Annotated in this window: 21 protein-coding genes; 7 read left to right on the top strand and 14 right to left on the bottom strand. The window is 68.8% G+C overall.

Features of this window, described 5'->3' with window-relative positions; all coding sequences use genetic code 11:
* Positions 1-16 precede the first annotated feature (16 nt).
* The 4 genes from AK36_RS28635 to AK36_RS28620 all read right to left on the bottom strand — a co-directional run bounded on the left by AK36_RS28635 (position 17) and on the right by AK36_RS28620 (position 3,467).
* A complete protein-coding gene (locus AK36_RS28635) occupies positions 17-850 on the bottom strand; it encodes a universal stress protein (RefSeq protein WP_014726026.1) in 834 nt (277 codons plus the stop codon).
* Complete coding sequence (locus AK36_RS28630) at positions 847-1,350, bottom strand: universal stress protein (protein WP_011880392.1); 504 nt, start codon at positions 1,348-1,350, stop codon at positions 847-849. Before AK36_RS28630 ends, AK36_RS28635 begins: the two co-directional genes overlap by 4 nt.
* Before the next feature lie 69 nt (positions 1,351-1,419).
* Positions 1,420-2,619 (bottom strand): acetate/propionate family kinase, encoded by a 1,200-nt coding sequence (locus AK36_RS28625; protein WP_045579797.1) that lies wholly within the window; start codon positions 2,617-2,619, stop codon positions 1,420-1,422.
* A gap of 8 nt (positions 2,620-2,627) precedes the next feature.
* Complete coding sequence (locus AK36_RS28620) at positions 2,628-3,467, bottom strand: universal stress protein (RefSeq protein WP_011880390.1); 840 nt, start codon at positions 3,465-3,467, stop codon at positions 2,628-2,630.
* A 188-nt stretch (positions 3,468-3,655) separates the two neighbouring features.
* Here AK36_RS28620 and AK36_RS28615 point away from each other — a divergent pair, with 188 nt between their 5' ends.
* The 6 genes from AK36_RS28615 (at position 3,656) to AK36_RS28590 (ending at position 9,935) form a co-directional block, all read left to right on the top strand.
* Complete coding sequence (locus AK36_RS28615) at positions 3,656-4,186, top strand: hypothetical protein (RefSeq protein WP_045579796.1); 531 nt, start codon at positions 3,656-3,658, stop codon at positions 4,184-4,186.
* Positions 4,176-4,922 carry an acetoacetyl-CoA reductase gene (gene phbB, locus AK36_RS28610; RefSeq protein ID WP_011880388.1) on the top strand — a complete coding sequence of 249 codons (747 nt, stop codon included), beginning with the start codon at positions 4,176-4,178 and terminating at the stop codon, positions 4,920-4,922. The genes AK36_RS28615 and phbB overlap by 11 nt, the downstream gene beginning before the upstream one ends.
* 133 nt (positions 4,923-5,055) lie before the next feature.
* Positions 5,056-6,870 carry a PHA/PHB synthase family protein gene (locus tag AK36_RS28605; RefSeq protein ID WP_045579795.1) on the top strand — a complete coding sequence of 605 codons (1,815 nt, stop codon included), beginning with the start codon at positions 5,056-5,058 and terminating at the stop codon, positions 6,868-6,870.
* A gap of 19 nt (positions 6,871-6,889) precedes the next feature.
* Positions 6,890-7,930, top strand: coding sequence for a zinc-dependent alcohol dehydrogenase family protein (locus AK36_RS28600; protein WP_014726021.1), 1,041 nt, complete (start codon positions 6,890-6,892; stop codon positions 7,928-7,930).
* Positions 7,931-8,133: 203 nt separating this feature from the next.
* A complete protein-coding gene (locus AK36_RS28595; protein ID WP_034193941.1) occupies positions 8,134-8,496 on the top strand; it encodes a hypothetical protein in 363 nt (120 codons plus the stop codon).
* 953 nt (positions 8,497-9,449) lie between these two features.
* A complete protein-coding gene (locus tag AK36_RS28590; protein ID WP_052691600.1) occupies positions 9,450-9,935 on the top strand; it encodes a hypothetical protein in 486 nt (161 codons plus the stop codon).
* A 326-nt stretch (positions 9,936-10,261) separates the two neighbouring features.
* On the opposite strand, the gene AK36_RS28585 is transcribed toward AK36_RS28590, so the two are convergent.
* The gene (locus AK36_RS28585; protein WP_045579794.1) at positions 10,262-11,707 is read right to left on the bottom strand and encodes an MBL fold metallo-hydrolase RNA specificity domain-containing protein; all 1,446 of its coding nucleotides are present in this window, start codon (positions 11,705-11,707) and stop codon (positions 10,262-10,264) included.
* Positions 11,708-11,992: 285 nt separating this feature from the next.
* Here AK36_RS28585 and AK36_RS28580 point away from each other — a divergent pair, with 285 nt between their 5' ends.
* Entirely contained in the window at positions 11,993-12,433 is a 441-nt protein-coding gene (locus AK36_RS28580; protein WP_045579793.1) for a hypothetical protein, read from the top strand.
* Positions 12,434-12,477: 44 nt separating this feature from the next.
* Here the strand turns inward: AK36_RS28580 and AK36_RS28575 are convergent, their stop codons facing one another.
* From AK36_RS28575 to AK36_RS28535, 9 genes are all read right to left on the bottom strand, one after another.
* Positions 12,478-13,980 carry an efflux transporter outer membrane subunit gene (locus AK36_RS28575; RefSeq protein ID WP_041494384.1) on the bottom strand — a complete coding sequence of 501 codons (1,503 nt, stop codon included), beginning with the start codon at positions 13,978-13,980 and terminating at the stop codon, positions 12,478-12,480.
* On the bottom strand, positions 13,958-15,043 hold the full coding sequence (locus tag AK36_RS28570) for an HlyD family secretion protein (protein WP_011880380.1): 1,086 nt from the start codon (positions 15,041-15,043) through the stop codon (positions 13,958-13,960). Before AK36_RS28570 ends, AK36_RS28575 begins: the two co-directional genes overlap by 23 nt.
* Complete coding sequence (locus AK36_RS28565) at positions 15,040-15,744, bottom strand: ABC transporter ATP-binding protein (RefSeq protein WP_172820474.1); 705 nt, start codon at positions 15,742-15,744, stop codon at positions 15,040-15,042. The genes AK36_RS28570 and AK36_RS28565 overlap by 4 nt, the downstream gene beginning before the upstream one ends.
* On the bottom strand, positions 15,741-16,877 hold the full coding sequence (locus AK36_RS28560; protein ID WP_011880378.1) for an ABC transporter permease: 1,137 nt from the start codon (positions 16,875-16,877) through the stop codon (positions 15,741-15,743). The genes AK36_RS28565 and AK36_RS28560 overlap by 4 nt, the downstream gene beginning before the upstream one ends.
* Positions 16,878-16,907: 30 nt before the next feature.
* Positions 16,908-17,093, bottom strand: coding sequence for a DUF2964 family protein (locus AK36_RS28555; RefSeq protein ID WP_045579792.1), 186 nt, complete (start codon positions 17,091-17,093; stop codon positions 16,908-16,910).
* A gap of 150 nt (positions 17,094-17,243) precedes the next feature.
* The gene (locus AK36_RS28550; RefSeq protein ID WP_011880376.1) at positions 17,244-18,368 is read right to left on the bottom strand and encodes an ABC transporter permease; all 1,125 of its coding nucleotides are present in this window, start codon (positions 18,366-18,368) and stop codon (positions 17,244-17,246) included.
* 2 nt (positions 18,369-18,370) lie between these two features.
* Positions 18,371-21,202, bottom strand: coding sequence for a ribosome-associated ATPase/putative transporter RbbA (gene rbbA / locus AK36_RS28545; protein WP_011880375.1), 2,832 nt, complete (start codon positions 21,200-21,202; stop codon positions 18,371-18,373).
* A complete protein-coding gene (locus AK36_RS28540; protein ID WP_011880374.1) occupies positions 21,199-22,272 on the bottom strand; it encodes an HlyD family secretion protein in 1,074 nt (357 codons plus the stop codon). Before AK36_RS28540 ends, rbbA begins: the two co-directional genes overlap by 4 nt.
* Positions 22,269-23,765 (bottom strand): efflux transporter outer membrane subunit, encoded by a 1,497-nt coding sequence (locus tag AK36_RS28535; RefSeq protein WP_045579791.1) that lies wholly within the window; start codon positions 23,763-23,765, stop codon positions 22,269-22,271. The genes AK36_RS28540 and AK36_RS28535 overlap by 4 nt, the downstream gene beginning before the upstream one ends.
* Positions 23,766-23,801: the final 36 nt, after the last annotated feature.

The raw sequence follows: 23,801 nt of genomic DNA, 5'->3' as shown, positions 1-23,801 counted from the left end.
CGCCCGATAAACCCGCTCAGTGGGACAGCAGAACCGGCACCGTCATCGTCTCGAGGATCGTGCGCGTCGCGCCGCCGAGCACGCGCTCGTGCATGCGCGTATGGCTGTACAGGCCCATCACGAGCAGATCCGCATGCAGATCGGTCGCGCGGTTCAGCAGCGTCGCGCCGACGCCGACCGACGGTTCGCGCGGCGTCGTCGAGAACGACGCGCGCACGCCGTGCCGTTCGAGATAGGCGGCGACGTCCACGCCGGCGGGCGTCTCGTCGGTAGCGGGCTGCCCGTGGCTGACGGTCTCGACGTTGACGAAGCGCGCGCGGGCGAGCAGCGGCACGGCGTCGGCCACGGCGCGCGCGGCTTCGCGCCCGCCGTCCCAGCCGATCAGCACGTTCTCGCCGAGCGTGCGCACGTCGCCCGCGTAAGGCACGACGATCGCGGGGCGCCCGCTGCCCATCACCACATCCTCGACGAAATTACGCGCGACATAGGTCAGACGATCGTCCGGATCGACCTGGCCGAGGACCAGCAGATCGGCGTGGCGCGCATGCAGGATCGCGGCTTCCGTCGCGTTGCCGGTCGGCGCCTGCCATTCGACGCTGCGCCCGGCGCGTTCGGCGGCCGTCAGAAAGCGCTGCTCGGCTTCCTTGCGGCGCTCCTCGCACAGGCGCTCGTAGACGGCCAGCTTCAGCGGCTCGTCGGGCCGCCGCAGCGGCTCGAACAGATCCTGGCAGACGACGTAGAGCCCAATCAGATGCGCGTTCCAGCGTCCCGCGAGTTCGAGCGCGAGGTCGACGCGCGTCGCGCAGCGCGCGCTATCGTCGAGATGGACGAGCAGGGTCTTGTAGCTCATGACGGCTCCTTTTCGGTCGATGCGGTGGCGGTTTCGGCCGGGTGGTTCGACATGCAACCGGCCGGAATCATCAGAACCGGGGTTTTCGCGTGGCGCAGCACGCGCTCGGCGACGCTGCCCAGCACGAGCCGGCGAAAGCCGCGCCGGCCGTGCGTGCCGAGCACGATCAGATCGGCGCCGATCTCGCCGGCGACCGTCACGATCCGCTGCGGGATGTCGTCGCCCTCGGGCGCGACGTTCGAGATCTGCGGCGTGCCGGCCACGTTGCGCGCCTTCATGCGCCGGGCTGCGTCGTCGGTGACGCGCAGTCCTTCTTCACGGAACGCGTCGACCAGGATCGACGGATCGTAGCCGTAGGTGTCGTACGCGGGCACCAGGAAATCGACGACGTAGACCGGCGTCAGCCGCGCACCCGTTTGCGCCGCGAGATCCAGGGCGGCGTCGAGCGCGCGGGACGACGTGTCGCTGCCGTCGAGCGCAACCAGGATGTTCGAGTACATGGCGTTTTCCTTGAACGGAGATCGATGCAATCATCATCGGCGCATGCACGCCGGTCGCGCTGATCTGGATCAACCGTCGCGATTGCCGCGCAGCACGCGCACCGCCGCGCGCGCCGCGACCCACGCCTCGTTGGTCGGCTCGACCACGACCGTGACCGCGCTCGCCGCCGTCGACACCACCTGCGCATGGGCCGCATTCGCGCGCGTGTCCAGCTCGACGCCGAGCCAGCCGAGCGCCGCGCAGATCCGCTCGCGCAGCACCGCCGCGTGTTCGCCGATGCCGGCCGTGAAAACCAGCATGTCGAGCCCGCCGAGCAGCGCGGTGAGTGCGCCGACCTCGCGCACGATCCGGTGGACGTACAGCGCGAGCGCGTCGTGCGCCCGCGCGTCGCCGGCCGCCTCGCATGCGAGCAGCACGCGCGGATCGCCGGATGCGCCCGACACGCCCTTGAGGCCCGACTCGTGATAGAGCAGCTGACCGAGCGCGTCGCCGGACAACTGGCCGGCGTCGAGCAGGTGCAGCACGACGCCGGGGTCGAGCGTGCCGCAGCGCGTGCTCATCATCAGCCCGTCGAGCGCGGAGAAGCCCATCGTCGTCGCGACGCTGCGGCAGTCGCGCATCGCGCACAGGCTCGCGCCGCTGCCGAGGTGCGCCGCAATGACGCGCCCGTGCGCCTGCGCGCCGAACGCTTCGTCGAGCGCGACGGACAGATATTCGTACGACAGCCCATGGAACCCGTAGCGGCGCACGCCGCGGTCGAACCATTCGTGCGGCAACGGCAGAAGCTGCTCGGTGCGCGGCAGCGTGCGATGAAACGCCGTGTCGAACACGGCGACTTGCGGCACGCCGGGGAACGCATCGCGCAGCGCGTCGATCGCGTCGAGGCTGTGCGGCTGATGCAGCGGTGCGAGCGGCGTCAGCGTGCGCAGCGCGTCCAGCACGTCGTTGTCAACGATCACCGGCTCCGCGAAGCGCGCGCCGCCGTGCACGACGCGATGCGCGATCGCGGCGAGCGTGACGTGCGGCAAGCGTACGCGGATCCACATCGCGACCTGCGCCAGCACGGCGCGGTACGGGTCGCCGGCGCCGAGCGGCAGCGTGCCGTCCCGATCGGCGTCGAAGCGGATCGCGATGCCGTTGCCGGCCGCGACCGCCTCGCCGTCGTGCAGCGGCCGCCGTGCGGGATCGCCGTGTGGTGGATACGCGAAGAGCGCGAACTTCACGCTCGACGAACCGGCGTTGACGACCAGCAACGCAAGCGTGCGCATCGGCCGGCTCAGTGCGACATCAGGACTGGCACGGTCATCGACGCGAGCACCGTGCGCGTCGCGCCGCCCATCACGAGCTCGTGCCAGCGCGGATGGCCGTACGCGCCCATCACGAGCAGGTCGGAGCCCGTCTCGTACGCGCGCGACAGCAACGTGTCGCCGATCGCGCGGCCGTCGCCCGCATCGATGTCGAGCACGCTCACGTCGCGGGCATGGCGCGCGAGCATCAGCGCGGCATCGGCGGCCGGAATGCGCATGGCCGCCGCCGCCGAATTGCCGTCGACCACCGCGGCGACCGTCGTGCGCTTCGCATGAGCGAGAAACGGGATCGCGTCGTGCGCGGCGCGGACCGCTTCGCGGCTGCCGTCCCACGCGACGAACACGCGCTCGCCGATCGACGTGAAGGCGCCGGCATACGGCACGAACAGCACCGGGCGGCCGGCCGACAACACGAGGCTCTCCGGAAACTGGTTGTCGACGAAGCTCTCGGGATCGTTCGGGTCGCTCTGGCCGACGATCACGAGATCGGCCACGCGCGCGGCGCGCGGCACCGCGACGTTGGCGCGCGCGTCCGCCTCGACCCACGCGGCGTGCACCTTCGCGCGCGCGGTCTCGGCATGGAACAGCCGCTCCAGCGCGGCGCGGCGCTCGTCGCGCTGCGCGCGATGCTCGCGGAAGTAATCGGCGGACCCGGCCATCACGTAGAACGAATGCGGCTCGGCCGTGTAGACCGAGAACAGGCCCGTCAGATGGGCGCCGAAGCGCCGGGCGACGCGCAGTGCGAACTCGAGGCGCGCATGCGCACGGACGCTCGTATCGAGGTGCACGACTATGCTCTTGTAGCTCATCGGAATCGCTCCATCGACGGGTGATCCGCCAGTGCAATCCAGTCTACGGAGCGGGCTTTCCGCGTGCTTGACTCAGATCAACGGGCGCTGCGCGGCTTGCCCGCACAGTTAGGCGGTCGCGCCGCCGAGGCCACGTACAGGCACCGGGCGCATGCCAACCGATTGACCGGACCGAACGAGGGAAGCCGATGAGCACCTACGCTTTGACGACACCGATTGACGTTTGCCGCGCGAGCTGCGATCTCGCGCTGCGGATGGCGGCGCTGAACCGCGACTGGCAGCACGAATGGCACGCACTGGCGGGCCGGGGCATCGAGCGCGACCGCGACGCGGTGCGCCGGTTGCAGCAGGCGCTCGCCGGCAGCGGCGAATGGACCGCGTTCGGCGAAGCGAGCCGGCAGGTGATGAGCGATTACGCGCTCGCGAGCGTCGCGCTGTGGCAGGACGCCAGCGAGCTGTCGATGCGTGCGCAGTTCGAGCATGCCGGCGTGTGGCGTACCTGGCTGCGCGAATACGGCGCGGGTGTGCTGTCGCGCAGTCAGACCGACTGGCTGCCTGACCTGGAGCGGCTCGCCGCCGTCAACGAAGCGAGCATGCCGTGGGCGGAATGGATGACGGCGCTCGAGCACGGGATCGAGGACGCGACCGACGGCGCACCGACTGCCGTACGCCGCCTGAAGGGCAAGGTCGACGCACCGGAGAGCGGCCATGGGCGCTGAACGTGTTGCGTTCGTCACCGGCGGGACGGGTGGCCTCGGCACCGCCATCGCGCGGCGCCTGCACGATGCCGGCATCACCGTGGCCGTGTCGTACATGAACGGCGACGCTCAACTCGCGACGTGGATCGCACGCGAGCGCGAGGCGGGCCGCACGTTTCATGCGTTCGAGGTCGACGTGGCCGACTACGATTCGTGTCAGCACTGCGCGGCGCGCATGCTGGCGGAGTTCGGGCACGTCGACGTGCTGGTCAACAACGCGGGCATCACGCGCGACGCGACGTTCGTGAAGATGACCAAGACCATGTGGGATGCGGTGCTGCGCACCAATCTCGACAGCATGTTCAACATGACCAAGCCGTTCGTGCCGGGCATGATCGCGGCCGGCTTCGGGCGGATCGTGAACATCGGCTCGGTGAACGGCTCGCGCGGCGCGTTCGGGCAGGCCAACTATGCGGCCGCGAAGGCCGGTATTCACGGCTTCACGAAGGCGCTGGCACTCGAGCTGGCCCGCCACGGGATCACGGTCAACACGGTCGCGCCCGGCTATCTGGCGACCGCGATGCTCGAGTCGGTGCCGAAGGAAGTGCTCGACTCCAAGATCCTGCCGCAGATTCCGGTCGGCCGGCTCGGCCACCCGGACGAGATCGCCGAGCTCATCGCGTTTCTGTGCTCCGACGCCGGCGCTTTCTCGACCGGCGCGGAATTCGACGTCAACGGCGGGATGCACATGCATTGACGTGTGCCTGCGTCCGCGGACGCAGGCTTTCCTCATCCGGCGATGCGCGTGCGCCGCGTTGAAGGTCCGGCGCGATACGCGCTCCACTGCACGCGTCTTGCGACCGGCAGGCCGGTTTCCCGGAGCAAATCTGATGAATGCACCCGCGATGCGCGCGCCGCTCGCGCAGGAAGCGATACGGCTGCCGCAGCCGAACGAACCGGCGCCGTGTGCGCTCGCCACTGCGCCGGCCGATGCGACGCCGGCCGAACAATGGAATCGCGCGGCGCACGCGAACGTGGCCGCGCTGACGCTCGGCCTGTCTCCGGTGTCGATGGCGCTCGCGATGCTCGACTGGGGCGCGCATCTCGCGGTCGCGCCCGGCAAGTGCTTCGAGCTTGCGGCACAGGCGTGGCAGGCGGCCGTCGCGCCGTCGTCGCAGGTGCGCGACGCCGCTGCGGCCGACCCCGGCGGCCTGGCCGTGCACGCGGGCGACGCCGATCCGCGGTTCGCCGCGCCCGCGTGGGACGCCTGGCCGTTTCACGTCTATCGCGACAATTTCCTGGCGATTCAGCGCTGGTGGCGCGACGCGACCACCGGCGTGCCGGGCGTCGAGCGCCATCACGAGGAGCTGGTCGGGTTCGCCGCGCGGCAGTGGCTCGATGCGTGCTCGCCCGGTAACTTTCTCGCGACCAATCCGGTCGTGCTCGACACTACGATGCGCAGCGGCGGGGCGAATCTGGCGACTGGTCTGCGGCACTGGGCCGACGACGCGCGCGCGTTGTTCGAGCACACCGGCGAGCAGCGCGCGCACGATGCGCGTCCCTATCTGCCGGGCCGCGACGTCGCGGTCACGCCGGGCCGCGTCGTGTGGCGCAACGCGTTGTGCGAGCTGCTGCAATACGACCCGACGACCACCGACGTCGCACGCGAGCCGATCCTGATCGTGCCGTCGTGGATCATGAAGTACTACATCCTCGATCTGCAGCCGCACAATTCGCTGATCCGCTTCCTGGTCGATTCCGGCTACACGGTGTTCGCCGTGTCGTGGCACAACCCCGGCGCCGAAGCGCGCGGGCTCGGGCTCGACGATTATCTGCGCGACGGCTGCATGGCTGCGCTCGACGCCGCGCGGTCGATCTGCGGCGAGGCCGTGCATGCGGTCGGCTATTGCCTCGGCGGCACGCTGCTCGCGATCGCCGCGGCCGCGCTCGCGCGTGACGGCCGGCAACACGAGGCATTGCGCTCGGTGTCGTTGCTGGCTGCGCAGACCGATTTCAGCGAACCCGGCGAGCTGGGGCTGTTCATCGATGCGAGCGAGCTGTCCGCGCTCGATGCGCTGATGTGGCGGCAGGGCTATCTGGACGGCGCGCAGATGGCCGCGACGTTCCAGTTGCTGAATGCACGCGACCTGATCTGGTCGCGCATGATGAGCGAATACCTGCTCGGCACGCGCACCAAGCCGAACGACCTGATGTCGTGGAACGCCGACACCACGCGCATGCCGTACCGGATGCATACCGAATACCTGACGCGGCTCTTTCTCGACAACGATCTCGCGGCCGGCCGCTACTGCGTCGACGGGCGGCCGGTCGCGCTGTCGGATCTCGACGTGCCGACGTTCGTGGTGGGCACCGAACGCGATCACGTGTCGCCGTGGCGTTCCGTGTACAAGCTCCATCTGATGACGCACCACGCGCTGACGTTCGTGCTGACGTCGGGCGGCCACAACGCCGGCATCGTGTCCGAACCGGGCCATCCCGGCCGCCACTACCGCTGCGCGACGCGCGAGCACGGCGCGCCTTACCGCAGCGGGCACGACTTCGTGCGCGACACGCCGCCCGTAGAAGGTTCGTGGTGGACCTGCTGGAGCGGCTGGTTGCGCACGCATTCGTCGGGCGACGTGCCGGCTCGCGTGCCAGCCGCCGGCTTCGCGGCGGCGCCTGGCGCATACGTGCTAGAAACCTGATTTCCATGGAGGAATACCGATGAAAGCACTCGTCTATCACGGCCCTGGGCGCATGGCGCTCGAACAACGTCCGAAACCCGAGCTGCAGTCGCCGACCGATGCGATCGTCCGCGTGACGCGCACGACGATCTGCGGCACCGACCTGCACATCCTGAAAGGCGACGTGCCGACCTGCGAACCGGGGCGCGTGCTCGGCCACGAAGGGGTGGGGGTCGTCGAGCAGGTTGGCGCTGCGGTCGATGCGCTGAAGCCGGGCGACCGCGTGCTGATTTCCTGCATTTCGTCGTGCGGCCGCTGCGAATACTGCCGGCGCGGCCTATATTCGCACTGCACCACCGGGGGCTGGATTCTCGGCAACCGGATCGACGGCACGCAGGCCGAGTACGTGCGCATTCCGCATGCGCAGACGAGCCTCTATCCGATCCCGGCCGGCGCCGACGAGGACGCGCTCGTGATGCTGTCCGACATCCTGCCGACCGGCTTCGAGTGCGGCGTGCTGAACGGCAAGGTGCAGCCGGGCTGCTCGGTGGCGATCGTGGGCGCCGGGCCGATCGGGCTTGCCGCGCTGCTGACGGCGCAGTTCTATTCGCCGGGGCAGATCATCATGATCGACCCGGACAGCAACCGGCTCGACATCGCGCGGCGCTTCGGTGCGACCGACTGCGTCGACGGCCGCAGCGGCGACGCGGCGGCGGACGTGATGAAGCTGACCGACGGCATCGGCGTGGATTGCGCGATCGAGGCGGTCGGCATTCCGGCGACGTTCGAGCTGTGCACGTCGATCGTGGCGCCGGGCGGCGTCGTGGCGAACGTGGGCGTGCATGGCGTCAAGGCCGATCTGCATCTGGAGAAGCTGTGGGATCGCAACATCGCGATCACGACGCGGCTCGTTGATACGGTCAGCACGCCGATGCTGCTGAAAACGGTGCGGGCGGGGCGTCTCGATCCGGCGCAACTCATTACGCACCGGTTCGCGCTCGATGATGTCGAGGACGCTTACGACACGTTCGGGCGCGCGGCGCAAACGCATGCGTTGAAGGTGATTATTGAGGTTAGTTGAGGGTGGGGCTGGGTGCGATACGAGCCGGTGCTTGCGCCGGGTCGTAGGGCGGTATGCCGAAAGCGCTTGGACCGGACTAAACGGGCAGTGGCGGGTTGGCTGACTCAGTTCGGGCACTACCGGTCGTCCGATGTTTCCGCCAAGATCGTCTAGAACCGGCGTGACGGACGAAACTATGAAGTCGTTAAACAAGCTCCTGCAACATGTCACACGAATACCTTGTCATTTTCCAGTACCACGAGCCCGAACCGCGACAGCTATTCGACCGCGGAGTGATCGAAGACTACGAGTCGACGACTGGAGTCTTCATCAAAGCGGCGGCGGCAGAAGAAGCTTTGATTTGGTGCAGGGCAATCGCCCAGGAGCTTCTATGCCGCTGCAATGACGATAGGTCGTTGGATTGGACGCGCTTTGGATATTCGTGCTGGGTCGAGCCCAACCCGGGAATGTCGTCTTGGGGCCGTTGCTTGGGCTTTTTCCAGCACGTTCAGGTCGGTGAAATGCCGAACTTCGACGCAATGGGTACCGCCGCGTATATCGACTGGCAGGGCAACCAAGGCGATTAGATTGTCTAAAGTGGCGGCGGTCTAGCGCTGCCCCAATGACCGGTTTCGAGAAATCCGAAGGACCGCTCCGGGTCGACGCGGGCCGTCCGCCGGACCGGGCACGGTGCGACGGCGTCGTCGGTCACAGGTCGGCCAGGAACGGCCCTTCGACACAGGCTCCGCGATCGGTGACAATCTTGGCACGTCATACCTATTCCGCACACGAACATGAACCTACTTGGGCATCGCCGACTGCATCGACCAGCAACCTCGTCGGGAGGCGCCACCTGCACAGAGCGAACCTCTGCGGACTTTCTGATAGACGGACAGTCTTTGCTGGAAATGCTGGTTAAAAGTGCCGGTGGACATGCCGACTTCATGGGTTGTTTCGTGAGTGGTTACGCGAAGGAATGCGAACGCATGTCCGCTATGCTGCTCGACGTTCCGCCGGAGAGCGGAAAGCGCGTACTACTCTACATCTGCCCTGAGTGTGGCGACGTCGCGTGCGGTGCATATTCGACCCTTGTACGGCGTGAACGCGAATCCTACGTTTGGGAGAGCTTCGCCTACCAGACAAGTGAATCTGACTTGCAGATAGTTGAGGCGTTTGGACCGTTTTCTTTCGACGCATATAGGTATAAAGGCTCTGTACTCGCTGCGTCGGCGATTGACGGAACCGAGTAGCTCTGCGGCAACAGGCGGCCAGAATCGGCCGTTCGACAACGAAATCTGAATCGTCGACAATGCAAGCCCAAACCACAGCCACGCCCCCTCAAATCAAACCGATGGCACTGGCTTTCTAAACCAGGCATGGCGTTGGAACGATGAGCATCAGAAAGTGGATAGCGCATATTCGGACGGATGCAAAAAGCCGCGACGCATTCAACATGGTGACCTTGGAGGCGGCGCATCGCGCGCTGCCTCTTGGGGGCGCTGCGGCTTTGAACGCGCAGGGATTTGACGCGTAGGCGCGAATGAAGCTTAGAAAAAGTTGGCTCTTCGTTGCCATTCCTGCGGCGCTCTTTTTCCTGGTGTGGGGGCACGCGGGGCCTTGGGTCTTCCCCCGGCACTTTACGTTACGGGTAGTCGCTGGAGAAGGGCACCCTCTATCGGGAGCAGATGTCACGGTTTACCAAACGACATGGCAGACGCCGTGCATCCCGATGTTCGGATTGTCCGAGGCCTCCTGCAATCATTACCAATCGACTGTCTTCGATGGCACCCTCGATCGACATGGAGAAGCGCGTATCTGGGCGATTACGGCTGTGCCTTTCAAGGGCGAGCCTTATATCGCGTGCATTGAAGGCAAAGAGTACGAGGCTGATTTCGCGATTGCGGAGTGGCCAACCGACCCTGCCGTTTCGGTCGTAACGTTGGACTACAAGGGCATGCGACTTCTTCGCGAGCAGTGCTCGCCTTACACCAAGAAGCTGCCCACACCTGGGTGGTGGAACGACTAGGCTCGGCGGCTATAGCAGCCGCCGCCTCGCCTGTCCTTCCCTCGTCGTACGTTTTCTGTCACTGGTTCGCTCTAAACGCACACGGACTGGAAAACGCACATGACCAGCGAGGTCATCGACTGGAACTCGCGCCTGAATTCGCTCCGGCACCTGCTCATGCGCCGAGTGTCCGCTTGCGGGAGGTCTGACGGTCTCTTTAGGGTCGATCACCGCCAACGGCGACGAACAGTCGTATTGTCCGAGACTTAACCTGACGTTGACTGACCGGTCAGGTCTCGGCCTATACGCGTCATGCGTATGCGGCGCTTCACCGGCGCCACTAAGCGTCAGGACGAGCGTGCAGCAGGCTGCTGCGCGGCGTCGGCCGGTTCGGCTTCGGCTGCCTCTTGATGGAGACCATCCCCCTCATCCCCCTCATTCAAATCGACACACTGCTCATAAACCGGCACCTCACAAGTCCAGTGCAGCGTATCAGCGATGCGCCGACGCAGCGCATCCGCGGCAGCCGGCTCCCCATGCGTGACGAACGTTCGCACCGGCGCGCCCTGCATCGTGCCGAGCCATTTGAGCACGTCCTCGTAATCGCCATGAGCCGACAGCGTCGTGATCGACTCGATCTGCGCACGCACGCGCACGTATTCGCCGTGAATCTTCACCGTCGGCTCGTGCGCGGCCAGCGCCGCGCCGCGCGTGCCGGCGGCCTGATAGCCGACCAGCGCGATCGTGTTGCGCGGATCGGGCGCATAGCGGGCGAGGTGATGGAGCACGCGTCCGCCGGTCGCCATGCCGCTGCCGGCGATGATGACCATCGGCCCGTGGTGATCGGAGATCGCCTTTGACTGGTCGACGGAGCGGATCATCGTCGCCGCGTGGCCGAGCGCGTTCGCCTCTGAAACGGTCAGCCGGTGTTCGAGGATATGGTGGCGATAGATCTCCGTCACGTCGGTGGCCATCGGGCTGTCGAGGAACACCGGCACGCGCGCCATGCGGCCGGACGCCTTTAGCCGCGCGATGTAGTGCAGGATTTCCTGCGCGCGGCCGACGGTGAAGCAGGGCATCACGACCACCCCGCCGCGCCCGAAGGTCTTGTCGAACATCGCGGCGAGTTCGATCTCCGGGTCCGACGCCGGGTGCAGCCGGTCGCCGTACGTGGATTCGACCACCAGATAGTCGGCATGCGCGGGCGCCCGCGGCGGCTGCATGATCGGATCGTTGTAGCGGCCGAGGTCGCCCGAGAACGCGAGCACCTTGTGATCCCAGTGCATCACGACGCTCGCCGCGCCGAGGATGTGCCCGGCCGGCAGCAGCCGGAACGACACGCCGCCGCCGAGCGACGTGCATTCGTCGAACGCCACCGGCTTCAGTAGGTGCAGCGCGCGCTGCGCATCGTCGAGCGTATAGAGCGGCTGCGCCGGATGGTGCTTGGAATAGCCGTGGCGGTTCGCGAAGTCGGCTTCTTCCTCCTGCAGCCGCGCGCTGTCGCGCAGCATGATGTCGCACAGCTCGGCCGTGGCCGCCGTGCAGTACACGGGCCCGCGAAATCCTTCACGTGCAAGCACCGGAAGATAGCCGGTGTGATCGATGTGTGCATGCGTGAGCACGACGGCGTCGAGCGTGTCGGCCGCGAACGGCAGCGTCCGCCAGTTGCGCAGCCGCAAGTTCTTGGTGCCCTGGAACAGGCCGCAATCGACCAGGATGCGCCGGCTGCCGTGCTCGACCAGGTATTTCGAGCCGGTCACGGTTTCGGTCGCGCCGAGAAAAGTCAGTTTCATGAGATAGCCTCGCCGGGAATCGACGGATCGGTAAGGCGATTACAGCGCGAACGCGCAGGCAGCGCTTGACCGAAGTCAGCAATTGCAGGATTCCATGCCCCGCCGGCCGTACCGCCGGCGCCGCCCAATGAGGCTGCTCGCGCGGTTTGACTACGATCAATCGTCAGTCGCGTCGGCCCGCGCATGGCGGTCCGGCGCGCGGACGTGGTGTCATGATTCGATGATCCGCGCCTGCCGTGCGCGCGCTGCGCATCGGCATCGCAAGTCTCTCGGGATCGATCCATCATGACGCTGATCGCCAATCTGGACGGCGCCGCGCACCTGTACCGGTTGTGCTTCGTTCGTTCGCCATGGGCGTGGTTTACGTCCCTGCCGCTCAATCAGCAATGCGGCGAGAACTGGGCCGACGTGCCGTATCAGAACGCGGCGAAACCGCCGTACAGCGATTCGCGCGCGCAATTGCTGCGGGTCGCGTTCGACGCGCCCGGGCTGTTGCCGCCCGAAGCCGGGCGCCACGGCCACGCGTGGAGCGTCCAGCAGATCAACCGCGGCGCGGCGCCGTGGCTGCGCAGCGAGGATTTCGTCGATGCGACCACGCTCATGGTGCCGGCCGGCGCGACGCTCGCCGCATTCGTCGAAACGATCGACGCGGCCGGCGGCACCGTGTACGCGCCGCTCGGCTGGGCCGAACTGCCGCGCTGGGAACGGCCCGACATCGTCGCCTGAGCGCATCGCACCGTCGAGCAGCCGGCCCGCCCGCGCCATGTCCGTCAACCAGCTTCGCCCCAGCCGCCGCCGAGCGCGACGTAGAACGCCACCGTGTCCTGCAGGCGTTGCGCGAGCGCCTGAAGCCACGCGATGCGGGCCTGGTGATATTGCACGTCGGCGACCAGCAACGGCACGTAGCCGGTGATCCCCGCGTCGTAGCCGGCCTGCGTGAGCCGCAGCGCATCGCGCGCGGCGGCCATCGCGCGAGCCTGCGCATCGAGCGCCGCGGCGTCGTTCGCGAGCGCGCGCAGCGCGTCGGCCACCTGCGAGAACGCGGCCAGCACGACCTGCCGGTAGGACGCGTCGGCCTCGTCGTAGGCATCCTGGGCGGCGCGCCGCTGGTTCAGCAGCGTGCCGCCGTGAAACAGCGGTGCGGTGACGCCGGCGCCGACGCTCCAAGCACGGCCGGCCGGCGAGAACAGATTGGCCGCGACGCCGCTGTCGAAGCCGCCCGACGCGGACAGCGTCAGGTTCGGGTAGAGCGCGGCGGTGGCGACGCCCACCTGGGCGCTCGCCACGTGCAGTTCGGCTTCCGCCTGCTGGATGTCCGGACGGCGGCGCACCAGCGACGACGGCGCGGTATCGGGCAGGCTCGCCGGCAGTTCGATCGCGGCGAGCGACAGCTCCGGCGTCCGCCAGTCGGCCGGATATCGGCCGGCCAGCAGCGCGAGCAGATCGTCGGCTTGCGCGCGCTTCTGGTCGAGCGCCGGCAAGGTTGCCTGCAGCGTCGCCCGCTGCGACTCGAGCGTGAGCACCGCGACGTAGGCCGCCGCGCCGGCCGTCACCTGCGCGCGCGTCAGGCGAATCTGCTCGTCGACGAGACCGATCGTCTCGCGCGTGGCGGCGGCTTCGTCGCGATACGCGGCGCGCGCGATCATCGTGTTGACGACGTTGGCGCTCAGCATCAGATACGCGCCGGCCAGCGCGTGGCGCTGCGCGTCGACGCCGGCGGCCAGCGCCTCCACCTGGCGCCGTTCGCCGCCCCAAAGGTCGAGGGTGTAGCTGACGGTCGCCGACAGCGTGAACAGGTTGAAGATCGACGCCGGCAACGCCGGGCCGCGCGACGGCGTCGCGCGCTCGCGCGCCGCGCCGGCCTGCGCGTCGATCTGCGGGAAGAACACGCCCTGGCCGGCCCGCAACGCGTGCTCGCTGCGCCGCAGCGTCGCTTCGGCGAGCGCGAGCGTCGGGCTGCCGGTCAGCGCGGCGTCGACGCTCGCGTCGATGGCGTGGCTGCCGAAGCGCGTCCACCAGTCGCGCGTGAGCGGCGCGTCGGGCGACAACGCCTGCGTGCGGCCGTCGCCGGTCCACGGGCCGGACGCCGCGTGCGGATCGTCGGGCGCGACGAAGCGCTCGACGCGCGGCGCGGGCGGTGGCACGAAGTTCGGCCCGACCGTGCAGCCGCCCGCGAGCAGCGCGGCGAGCAGCCCGGCGGCCAAGCGCGCAGCGGTTCGGCGCCGCGACGTACGGCCGCCGCACGCGCGGTCATTTGCCGGCGACGTACACATCGACGATCTGCCCGGGGAACAGCCGCACGTTGCGGTTCGGCACGATACGGAAAATCAGCGGCAGCACGCGCACGTCGACGCGCTCGGTGCGCTGGTCAGACAATTCGATCTTCGGCGTCACGTACGGCTGCACGCGCACGAACTGCAGATCGGCCTCGACCGACGTGCCGCGCACGAACATGTGCGCCTTCAGCGCATGCAGGTCGGGCAGTTGCGGGATCAGGATCTCGTCGATGTAGCAGCGCACCTGCAGCCGGTCGACCGGCGCGCCGAGCACCGCGACCGGCGCGCTGGCCCGCGTGTAGGTGTCGTAGATCCCCTGCGGGCTCAGGTACGAGCCGAGCGCCGCGTTCATCGCCAGCACGATGCCGTCCGCCGGCGCGCGCAGCGTGTAGCGGGCCAGCAGCGCGGCGGCCGCATCGGCCGCGCGCCGCAGCGCGACGACCTGCGCACGCTGGTTGCGCACGTCGTAGCTCCATGCGCCGGCCTTGGTCAGACGATACTGGCGCGTCACGACGTCCAGGTTGGCGGCCGCGACGCGCACCGCGTTCGCGGCCGTATCGAGCGCGTCGCGGCTCACTGCTTTCGGATCGATGTCGTACGCGCGCCGCTGCTTGTCGTACTGATCCTGCGCGAGCTTGAGGCTCGCCTGCGCGGCCCGGGTCTGCGCACCGGCCACGTCGAGCACCTCGCGGCGCGGCTGCGCGTTCAGCTCGTCGAGCAGCGCAGCGGCCGCATCGGCCTGCGCGGCGAGCTGCGCGGCGCTCGCGCGCTGCACGGCGTCGTCGATCGTCAGCAGCACGTCGCCGGCCTTCACCGGATCGCCGTCGTGCACGTAGATGCGCGTCACCGCTCCCGACACGTCCGGATAGACGTTCACGTTCGCGCCGGCCGGCTGCTCGCTTTCGACGATGCCGTTCGCATAGACGCCCCGCGCGTACGGATTGGCGGCCGGCTTGAACACCGGCGGCTGCGGCGGCTCCTGGCGGCCGTAGAGCCACGCGGCGACGACGCTCGCCAGGAAGCCGAGCACGGCCGCGACGAACACGAGCCGGCGCTTCATCGCACGCCTCCGCGCTCGATGCCGGTCAGCTTGCCGTCTTCCATGCGCAGGATGCGATCCGCGTATTCGAAGATCCGCGCGTCGTGCGTGACGATCACGATGCAGCGCGTGTCGTTCAGCACCTCGTGCTTGACGAACTCCATGATCATGCGGCCGGTGTCGCCGTCGAGCGACGCGGTCGGCTCGTCGAGGATCAGCAGGTCGGGCTGGCTGACGATCGCGCGCGCGATCGCCACGCGCTGCTGCTCGCCGCCGGACAGCTTGACGGGCGGCAGCTGCGCGCGATTGGCGAGACCGACCACGCCCAGATAGGTGTGCGCGGCTTGGATCGCGTCGTCCCACGGCTGGCGCTTCAGGATCAACGGAATCGCGACGTTCTCGGCGGTGGTGAGCCGCGGGAACAGGTGATAGTCCTGGAACACGAAGCCGATCCGGTTGAGCCGGAACTCGGCGATCGCGTCGTTCGGCTGCGCCCACAGGTCGACGCCGTCGATCGACACCGAGCCGCCGTCCGGCCGCAGGATGCCGGAGATCACGCTGAGCAGCGTGGTCTTGCCGCTGCCGGATGGTCCGACGATCAGCAGCATCTCGCCGAAGTGCGCCTGCATCGACACGTCGCGCAGCGCCTGCGTGCGCGCTTCGCCTTCGCCGAACCATTTGTCGACGCCGCGCGCGTCGATCGCGATGCCGGCCATCGTCAGCCCCGGAAGATGTCGAAGGGCTCGATGCGCAGCACGCGCCGCACGCCGAGATAGCTCGAGATCGCCGCGATCACGACGACCATCCCGAACGCGAGCGACAGGTTGCCGTACGTGATGAGCGCCGCGTAGTCGGGGATGCGCAGCTTGGCGAGCGAGATCATCAGCACGCACAGCCCGACGCCGATGCCGTAGCCGGTCAGCGCGGTGAAGGTCGCCTGGAACAGGATCATCGCGACCAGCTCGCGGCTCTTCGCGCCGATCGCCTTCAGCGCGCCGAACTTGTCGAGGTTCTCGACGATGAACGCGTAGAAGGTCTGCCCGGAAATCGACAGGCCGATGATGAAGCTGATGATCGTCATCAGCATGATGTTGGTGCCGAGCCCGGTTTCGTACTTGTAGAAGCGCGAGATCTGCGCGATGAACTCGTCGCGCGTGTACGCGCGGTAGCCGAGCGACTTCACGACGGCCTGGATGTGCGCGATGTCCGCATCGGACTTCGGCTCGACGAGGATGTACGAGGTCGTGAAGCGCGGCGACGGGATGTAGCGGATCGCGCGTGCGTAGGTGGTGTAGAGCGTCGGCGTGCCGAACAGGCCGCTCGCGGCGACCTTCGCGATGCCGACGATCACGCCGCGATGATCGTTCAGCTCGAAATCGGTGCCGATGGTCGGGTTCTCCAGCTTCGCGAACTCCGGGTCCTGAATCGCGATGAAGCCGTTTTCCGCGTAGATGTCTTCGATGCGGCCCTGGAGCATCGTGGGCCGGCCGAGCAGGCTCGCGTCGTCGAGGCCGACCACCGTGACCGCCTGATACGCGCCCGAGCGCAGCTTCACGAGCGCGCCGCCGGAGTAGAGCGGAACCGCGTACTTGACGCCGTCGATGCTGCGCACGGCGTCGAGCACGTAGCCGGGCATGCCGATGCTGTTCGCGATCGTCTTGACGGCCGGGTCCATCACCCAGACCTTCGCGCCGATGTTGATCACCGACGCCGACGACTTGTTGAGAATGCCGGCGAACAGCGACGTCATCTCGATCATCAGCAGCACCGAGAACGTGATGCCGACGATCAGCGCGGTGAACTTCGCGCCGTCGTTGACGAGCAGCTTGAATGCGAGGCGCAGGATGCCGTTCATGGTGCCGGTGCGAAGCGCGCGGCCGTCCGGCTAGCGCTCGCTCGACGCCGGGCCCAGCTGGGCGACGAAGCCGACGATGCCCGACACCAGCGCGACGATCGCATACGGCGCGACCTGCTCGTCGATCAGCATCGCATGGACGACGCCGAGCAGCGATGCGAGCGCGATGAACACGCAGGACGTCGCCAGCGTGCTTCGATATTGCAGTCGAATCATGACGTTCTCCGGTTGAGCGGCGGCCGATGGTACGGCGGGGCCGCAGGCGATGGCGCCGCTGGTTGCGGCACATGGCGTCATGATCGCGTGCGGCGTCGCGTCGCAGTTGATCTGTGTCAACGGACCCGGGGGCGCCGCGCGCCGGACCCCTCAGGCCATCTGGCCGATCGTCTTGCGGAAGCGCGTCAGCGACAGCAGAAACAGCGCGCAGCCGATCGCGAACAGCGCCGCAAACTGCATCCACACCGCGTCGAGGCCGGCGCCGCGATAGAGGATGCGCTGCGCCAGCTCGACGAAATGGGTCGTCGGCGCGGCGAGCATGATGTCCTGCACCGCGAGCGGCATGCTCTCGCGCGGCGTGAGCCCGCCCGACAGCAGCTGCAGCGGCAGCAGCACGAGCACCAGCAGCATGCCGAACTGCGGCATGCTGCGCACCAGCGTCGCGAGAAAGATCCCCATCGACGTTGTCGCGAACAGGTGCAGCGCCATGCCGGCCACGAACAGCGGCACGGAGCCCGGAATCGGCACGTGCAGCGCGCCCTGCACGACGAAGCTCAGCGACGCGACGGCCGCCGCCGCGACCACGAGCCCCATCGACCACACCTTCGCGAGCATGATTTCCGCGGCGGTCACCGGCATCACGAGCAGATGCTCGATCGTGCCGTGCTCGCGTTCGCGGATCAGCGCGGCGCCGGTGAGGATCATCGACAGCATCGTGACGTTGTTGATCAGCTCCATCAGCGCGCCGAACCACACTTCGTCGAGGTTCGGGTTGAAGCGCATGCGCATCGCGAGATCGACCGGCGGCAGCGGCGAGCCGCGATAGCGCTGCACGAACGAGTCGATCTCGCCCGACACGATCTGCTGGACGTAGCCGCCGCCGGTGAAGGCCTGTGTCATGCGCGTCGCATCGACGTTGAGCTGGACCGTCGCATGGCGGCCGGCCAGCACGTCGCGCTGGAAGTCGGGCGGGATGTCGAGCGAGAACGTGTAGTCGCCGTTGTCGAGGCCGCGATCGGCTGCGGCCGCGCCGACGATCGGCGGCGGCGCGAACTGCGGCGGGAAGAACGCCGCTGCGATGCGCGCGGACAGCGGCGACGCATCCTCGTCGACGATCGCGATCGGCACCTTGTGCAGCGTCTCGGGGCGGGCGGTGGCGGCGACGTAGATCGACGCGCTGAACGTGTAGACGATCAGCGCGAGCAGGATCGGGTCGCGCGCGAGGCTCCAGAGTTCCTTCACTCCGAGCCGGAAGATGGCGTTCAGGCGTGACATGATCAGCGCTCCTGTTTGCGCAGCAGCATGCCGGTCATCACGAGGATGACGGGCACGGCCACGAGCATCGGCCAGAACTGCGACGACAGGTCGGACAGCCCGAGCGCCTTGTTGTACACGCCGCGGCTGATCGCGAGCATGTAGGTGGCCGGATAGATCGTGCCGATCCACTTGCCGCTGCCTTCCAGCGACGACAGCGGCGTGAGCAGCCCCGAGAACTGCACGACCGGTATCAGCGTACCGACGATCGTCATGAAGATCGCGGCGATCTGGCTGCGCGTGAAGGTCGACGCGAACAGGCCGATGCCGGTCGCCACCACGTTGAAGATCAGCACCGCGGCCGCCAGCGTCGCGAAACTGCCCTTGATCCGCACGCCGAACACGAGGTCGGCGAGCACCACCATCAGCAGGAAGTTCAGCATCGCCAGCATCACGTACGGCACCTGCTTGCCGATCAGGAATTCGGCGCGCGTGACGGGAGTCACGTACAGGTTCACGATCGACCCGAGCTCGCGTTCGCGCACCACGGCGAGCGCGGTGAGCATCGCGGGCAACATCAACAGCAGCATCGGCATGATCGCCGGAATCATCGCGGGCAAGCTCTTCACGTCGGGGTTGTAGCGATAGCGGACCGCGATGTCGACGGCCGGCGCGAGCGCCACGCCGAGGCGGCGCTTCGCCTGGTCGCGCAGCCAGTTCTCGTGCATGCCGGCCACGTAGCCGCGGATCGTCTCGGCGCGCATCGGCATCGCGCCGTCGACCCACGCGCCGATCTCGACGTGCCGTCCGCGCGCGACGTCGCGCGCGAAGTCGGGCGGAATCTCGATCGCGAGCGACAGCTCGCCGTTGCGCATGCGGCGCTCGATGTCGCGATCGTCCGCGAGCGGCGCGCGCGGCACGAAGTAGCGCGAGCCGGCGAGGTTCTGCGCGTAGTCCTGGCTCAGGATCGACTGGTCGCGGTCGAGCACCGCGAACGTCAGGTTGTCGACGTCGAGGCTGATGCCGATGCTGATCACGCACATCAGCACGAGCGAGCCGAACAGCGCGAGCGTCGCCCGCAGCGGGTCGCGGCGCAGCTCCAGCACCTCGCGCCACAGGTAGCTGCCGGCGCGCGCGGCGCTGAACCATGCGGTCCGCGCCGCGCCGCGGGCGGCCGCGGGCGTGGCCGACGGGGCAGTGGCGAGCCAGCCGGCGTCGGACGACGCATCGGCCGCTGCGGCCGCATCGCTCGGGCTGTCCTCACGCTGCGCATCGGTGAGATAGCCGATGAACGCATCCTCGAGCGATGCCGCGCCGCGCATGCGCACCAGTTCCGCCGGCGCGGCGCTCGCGAGCACGCGGCCCGCATGCATCAGCGAGATGCGGTCGCAGCGCGCGGCCTCGTTCATGAAGTGCGTCGAGATGAAGATCGTGACGCGATCGCGGCGCGCCAGCTCGATCATCAGCCGCCAGAAGTCGTCGCGCGCGACCGGGTCGACGCCCGAGGTCGGCTCGTCGAGGATCAGCAGCTCCGGCTTGTGCACCATCGCGACCGCGAGCGACAGCCGCTGCCGCATCCCGAGCGGCAGGCGCTCGGGCAGCACGTCGAGCACGCCGGCGAGCCCGAAGCGCGCGACCATCTCGTCGACCCGCGCGGGCACGTCGGCTTCCGGCACGCCGAACAGGCGCGCGTGCAGCACGAGGTTCTGCCGCACGGTCAGCTCGCCGTACAGCGAAAAGCCCTGCGACATGTAGCCGACGCGGCGGCGCGTGTCGATGTCGTTGGCGGCGACCGGCTGGCCGAACAGCGTCGCCGTGCCTTCGGACGCCGGCAGCAAGCCGGTGAGCATCTTCATCGTCGTCGACTTGCCGCAGCCGTTGGAGCCGAGAAACCCGAAGATTTCGCCGCGACGGATCTGCAGGCTCACGTGGTCCACCGCGACGAACTCGCCGAACCGCATCGTCAGCCCGTCGGCCTCGATCGCGTAGCCGGCGGTCGCGTCGGGCCGGAACGGTTCGATCTGCACCGGCTGGTGCCCCTTGCGGCGCTCGTCCGGCAGCAGCGCGATGAACGCGGCCTCCAGCGTGTCGCAGCCGGTGCGCGCGAGCAGGTCGGCGGGGCTGCCGGTGGCCAGCACGCGGCCGGCGTCCATCGCGATCAGCCAGTCGAAGCGGCGCGCCTCGTCCATGTAGGCGGTCGCGACCAGCACGCTCATGGCGGGCCGCGCGACGCGAATGCGCGCGATCAGATCCCAGAACTGCGCGCGCGACAGCGGATCGACGCCGGTCGTCGGCTCGTCGAGGATCAGCAGGTCGGGATCGTGGATCAGCGCGCAGCACAGGCCGAGCTTCTGCTTCATCCCGCCGGACAGCTTGCCGGCCGGGCGGTCGAGGAACGGATGCAGGCCGGTGCTGCGCGTCAGCGCGTCGATCCGGCGGCGCCGCTCGGCCGCGTCGTGGCCGAACAGGCGCGCGAAGAACTGCAGGTTCTCCTCGACCGACAGCGTCGCGTACAGGTTGCGGCCGAGGCCTTGCGGCATGTACGCGATGCGCCGGCATACGCGCGCGCGATCGCGGCGCGACGACAGATCGGCGTCGAGCGCGTGCACGTGCCCCTGCTGGATCGCGCGCGCGCCCGACACGAGTGCGAGCAGGCTCGACTTGCCGACGCCGTCCGGGCCTATCAGCCCGATCATGCGGCCGGCCGGGATCTCGAGCGTCACGTCGTCGAGCGCCGCCTTGCCGCCGTAGCGCAGCGACACGCCCGACAGCCGGGCGACCGGCGCCGGGCCGGCCGCGCCCGGCGCGCCGTCGGTCGCGCGGCTGTCGGTATCTGCGCGCGTCGTCGTGTTCACTGCGGCACCTTGATCGCGAGGCGCTCGGGCCACGCCGCGTGCGAATCGGTCTTCAGCCACGCGACGCCCGGCAGCCCGGTCTTCACCAGCTTCAGATGGCGCTGCAGCAAGTCGCGATCGATCCGCGCCTTGACGCGGAACATCAGCTTCTGCCGTTCGCTGGCCGTCTCGACCGTCTTCGGCGTGAACTGCGCGGTGCTCGACACGTACGACACGCGGGCCGGAATCACGTATTCCGGCGCCGCATCGAGGACGATCCGCACGTCGGCGCCGAGCGGCACGCGGCCGACCGCCGCTTCCGGCAGGAAGAACGTCATGTACACGTCGGACAGATCGACGACGTTGAGCACCTTGCCGCCGGCCGGCAGCACTTCGCCCGACTCGGCGATGCGGTACTGCACGCGGCCGTCGCGCGGCGAGGTCAGCTCGCTGTCCGCGATGTCGGCGCGCACGCGCGCGACGGTCGCCTGTGCGGCCGTCACCGCGGAGCGCGCGGCGACGAGCTGCGCCTGGGTCGCGTCGATCGCGGCCTGCGCGGCCTGCACCTGCGCGCGCGCGGCATTCACGGTGGCGCGCAGGCTGCCCGCGCGGGCGCGGTCGTCGTCGAGCTCCTGCAGCGACGAGGCGCCGTCGCGCGACAGCGTCTCTGAGCGCGCCAGCCGCCGCGTGGCTGCGTCGAGCTCGCTTTCGCGCTGCACGACGACGGCCTCTGCCGCCGCCTTGTCGCTGCGGCGCTGCGCGACCTGCGCGTCGACGCTCGCCGCGGTGTTCACGGCCTGCTGCGCGCGCGCCTGCGCTTCGTCGAGCTGCGCCTGCAGCACCACGACGTCCATCCGGGCGAGCGGCTGGCCGGCCTTCACGAAGTCGCCTTCGTCGACGAGCATCGCGGTCACGCGCCCGGGCAGCTTGGTCGCGACGTCGATTTCGGTCGCTTCGATGCGGCCGTTGCCGCTGACGAGCCCCGCATCGGTCTGGCCGTCGCGCCAGCGCGACCAGCCGTAATAGGCGACGCAGACGGCGAGCACGGCCGCACCGGCACCGATCAGAAGAGGGCGCGGGATGGTTTTCATTGTCTGTTTTCCGAGTCAGTCGAATGGATAGGCTGCTGCGCCGTCGGCGGCAGGCGCGGATCGTCGGGGCCGCCGCCCAGCGCGCCGTACAGCGCGACGCGGCTCGACAGCAGCGCGCGCCGCGTGACGACGAGCTGCTGCTCGGCGTTCATCAGGTCGCGCTGCGCGTCGAGCACTTCGAGGAAGCGCGTCGCGCCGCTGTCGTAGCGCAGCTTCGCGAGGCGCGCGCGCTCGGCCTGCGACGCCAGCGTCGCGCGTTCGATCGCGACCTGGTCGGCGAGCCAGTGGCGCGCGGCGAGCGCGTCGGAGACGTCGCGGAACGCGCCTTGCAGCGTTTTCTCGTAGCGGGCGAGCGCCTCGTCGCGCTGTGCGTTCGCGAGTGCGAGGTTCGAACGGTTGCGGCCGCCGTCGATGAGCGGCAGCGTGGCGCTGGGGATCAGCGACCACACGCCCGTTCCCGACGTCAGCAGGTCGTGCAGCGCCGAGCTGCCGGAGCCGATCGCGCTCGTCAACGCGATGCGCGGGAAGAACGCCGCGCGCGCCGCGCCGATGTTCGCGCGGCTCGCCTGCAGTTCGTGCTCGGCCGCGATCACGTCCGGACGGCGCTCGAGCAGCGACGAAGGCAGGCCGGGCGCGAGCGACGGCAGCACCGCGCCGTCGTCGAGCGCGAGCGGTGCGGCGCCCAGCTCGGGGGGCGCGCCGACCAGCAGCGCGAGCGCATCGGCCGCCGTGGCGCGCGCCTGCTGCAACTGGACGCCGAGCGACTCGGCCTGCTGCAGCAGGATCTCCGACTGCGTGAGGTCGAGGCGCGAGATCGCGCCGGCCGCGTAACGCAGCCGGAAGATCCGCAGCGATTCGCGGCGCGTGTCGATCGTCGCGCGCGTCAGCACGATCCGCTCGTCGATTTCGCACAGGGTCAGATATGCGTTCGCGACGCCGGTGACGACGCTCAGCGTCGTCGCCTGGCGGGCCGCGTCGCTCGCCAGATAGCGCTGCAGCGCGGCCGCCTTCAGGCTGCGCACGCGGCCCCAGAAATCGATCTCCCATTGGGTCTCGGCCAGTTGCACCTCGTAGAGCTGGCCGATCATGGGCGCCGGCGTCAGCAAGCCGCCCGGCGTGCGAAACCGCGCGTAGGCCGCACCGGCGCCGATCGTCGGCCACTGGTCCGCGCTGCGCACGCCGTAGACCGCGCGCGCCTCGTCGACGCGTGCCACGGCCGCGCGCAGGTCGCGGTTGTTCGTGAGCGCCTGCGCGATCAGCGCCTGAAGGCGCGTGTCGACGAAGTAGGCGTGCCAGTCGGGCGCCTGCGCGGCGGGCGACGCGGCGGCCGACGGATCGGGGAAGGCGGCGGGAATCGGTGCGGGCGGGCGCGTGTCGGCAGGCGCGAGCGACAGGCATCCCGACAGCAGTCCCAGGCCCGCCAACAGCACGGCGACACGCATGCGCCGCACGACGGTCGGGTGAAACGGAGCGGCAAGCGCGGCAGCGCGCATGGAAGGCCTCGACGAATGCAGGAATACGGGATGGCG

The sequence above is a fragment of the Burkholderia vietnamiensis LMG 10929 genome (assembly GCF_000959445.1).
Lineage (GTDB): Bacteria > Pseudomonadota > Gammaproteobacteria > Burkholderiales > Burkholderiaceae > Burkholderia > Burkholderia vietnamiensis.
The sequence above is the reverse complement of the archived record's forward strand: the minus strand, read 5'-3'. Positions and strand labels throughout refer to the sequence as shown.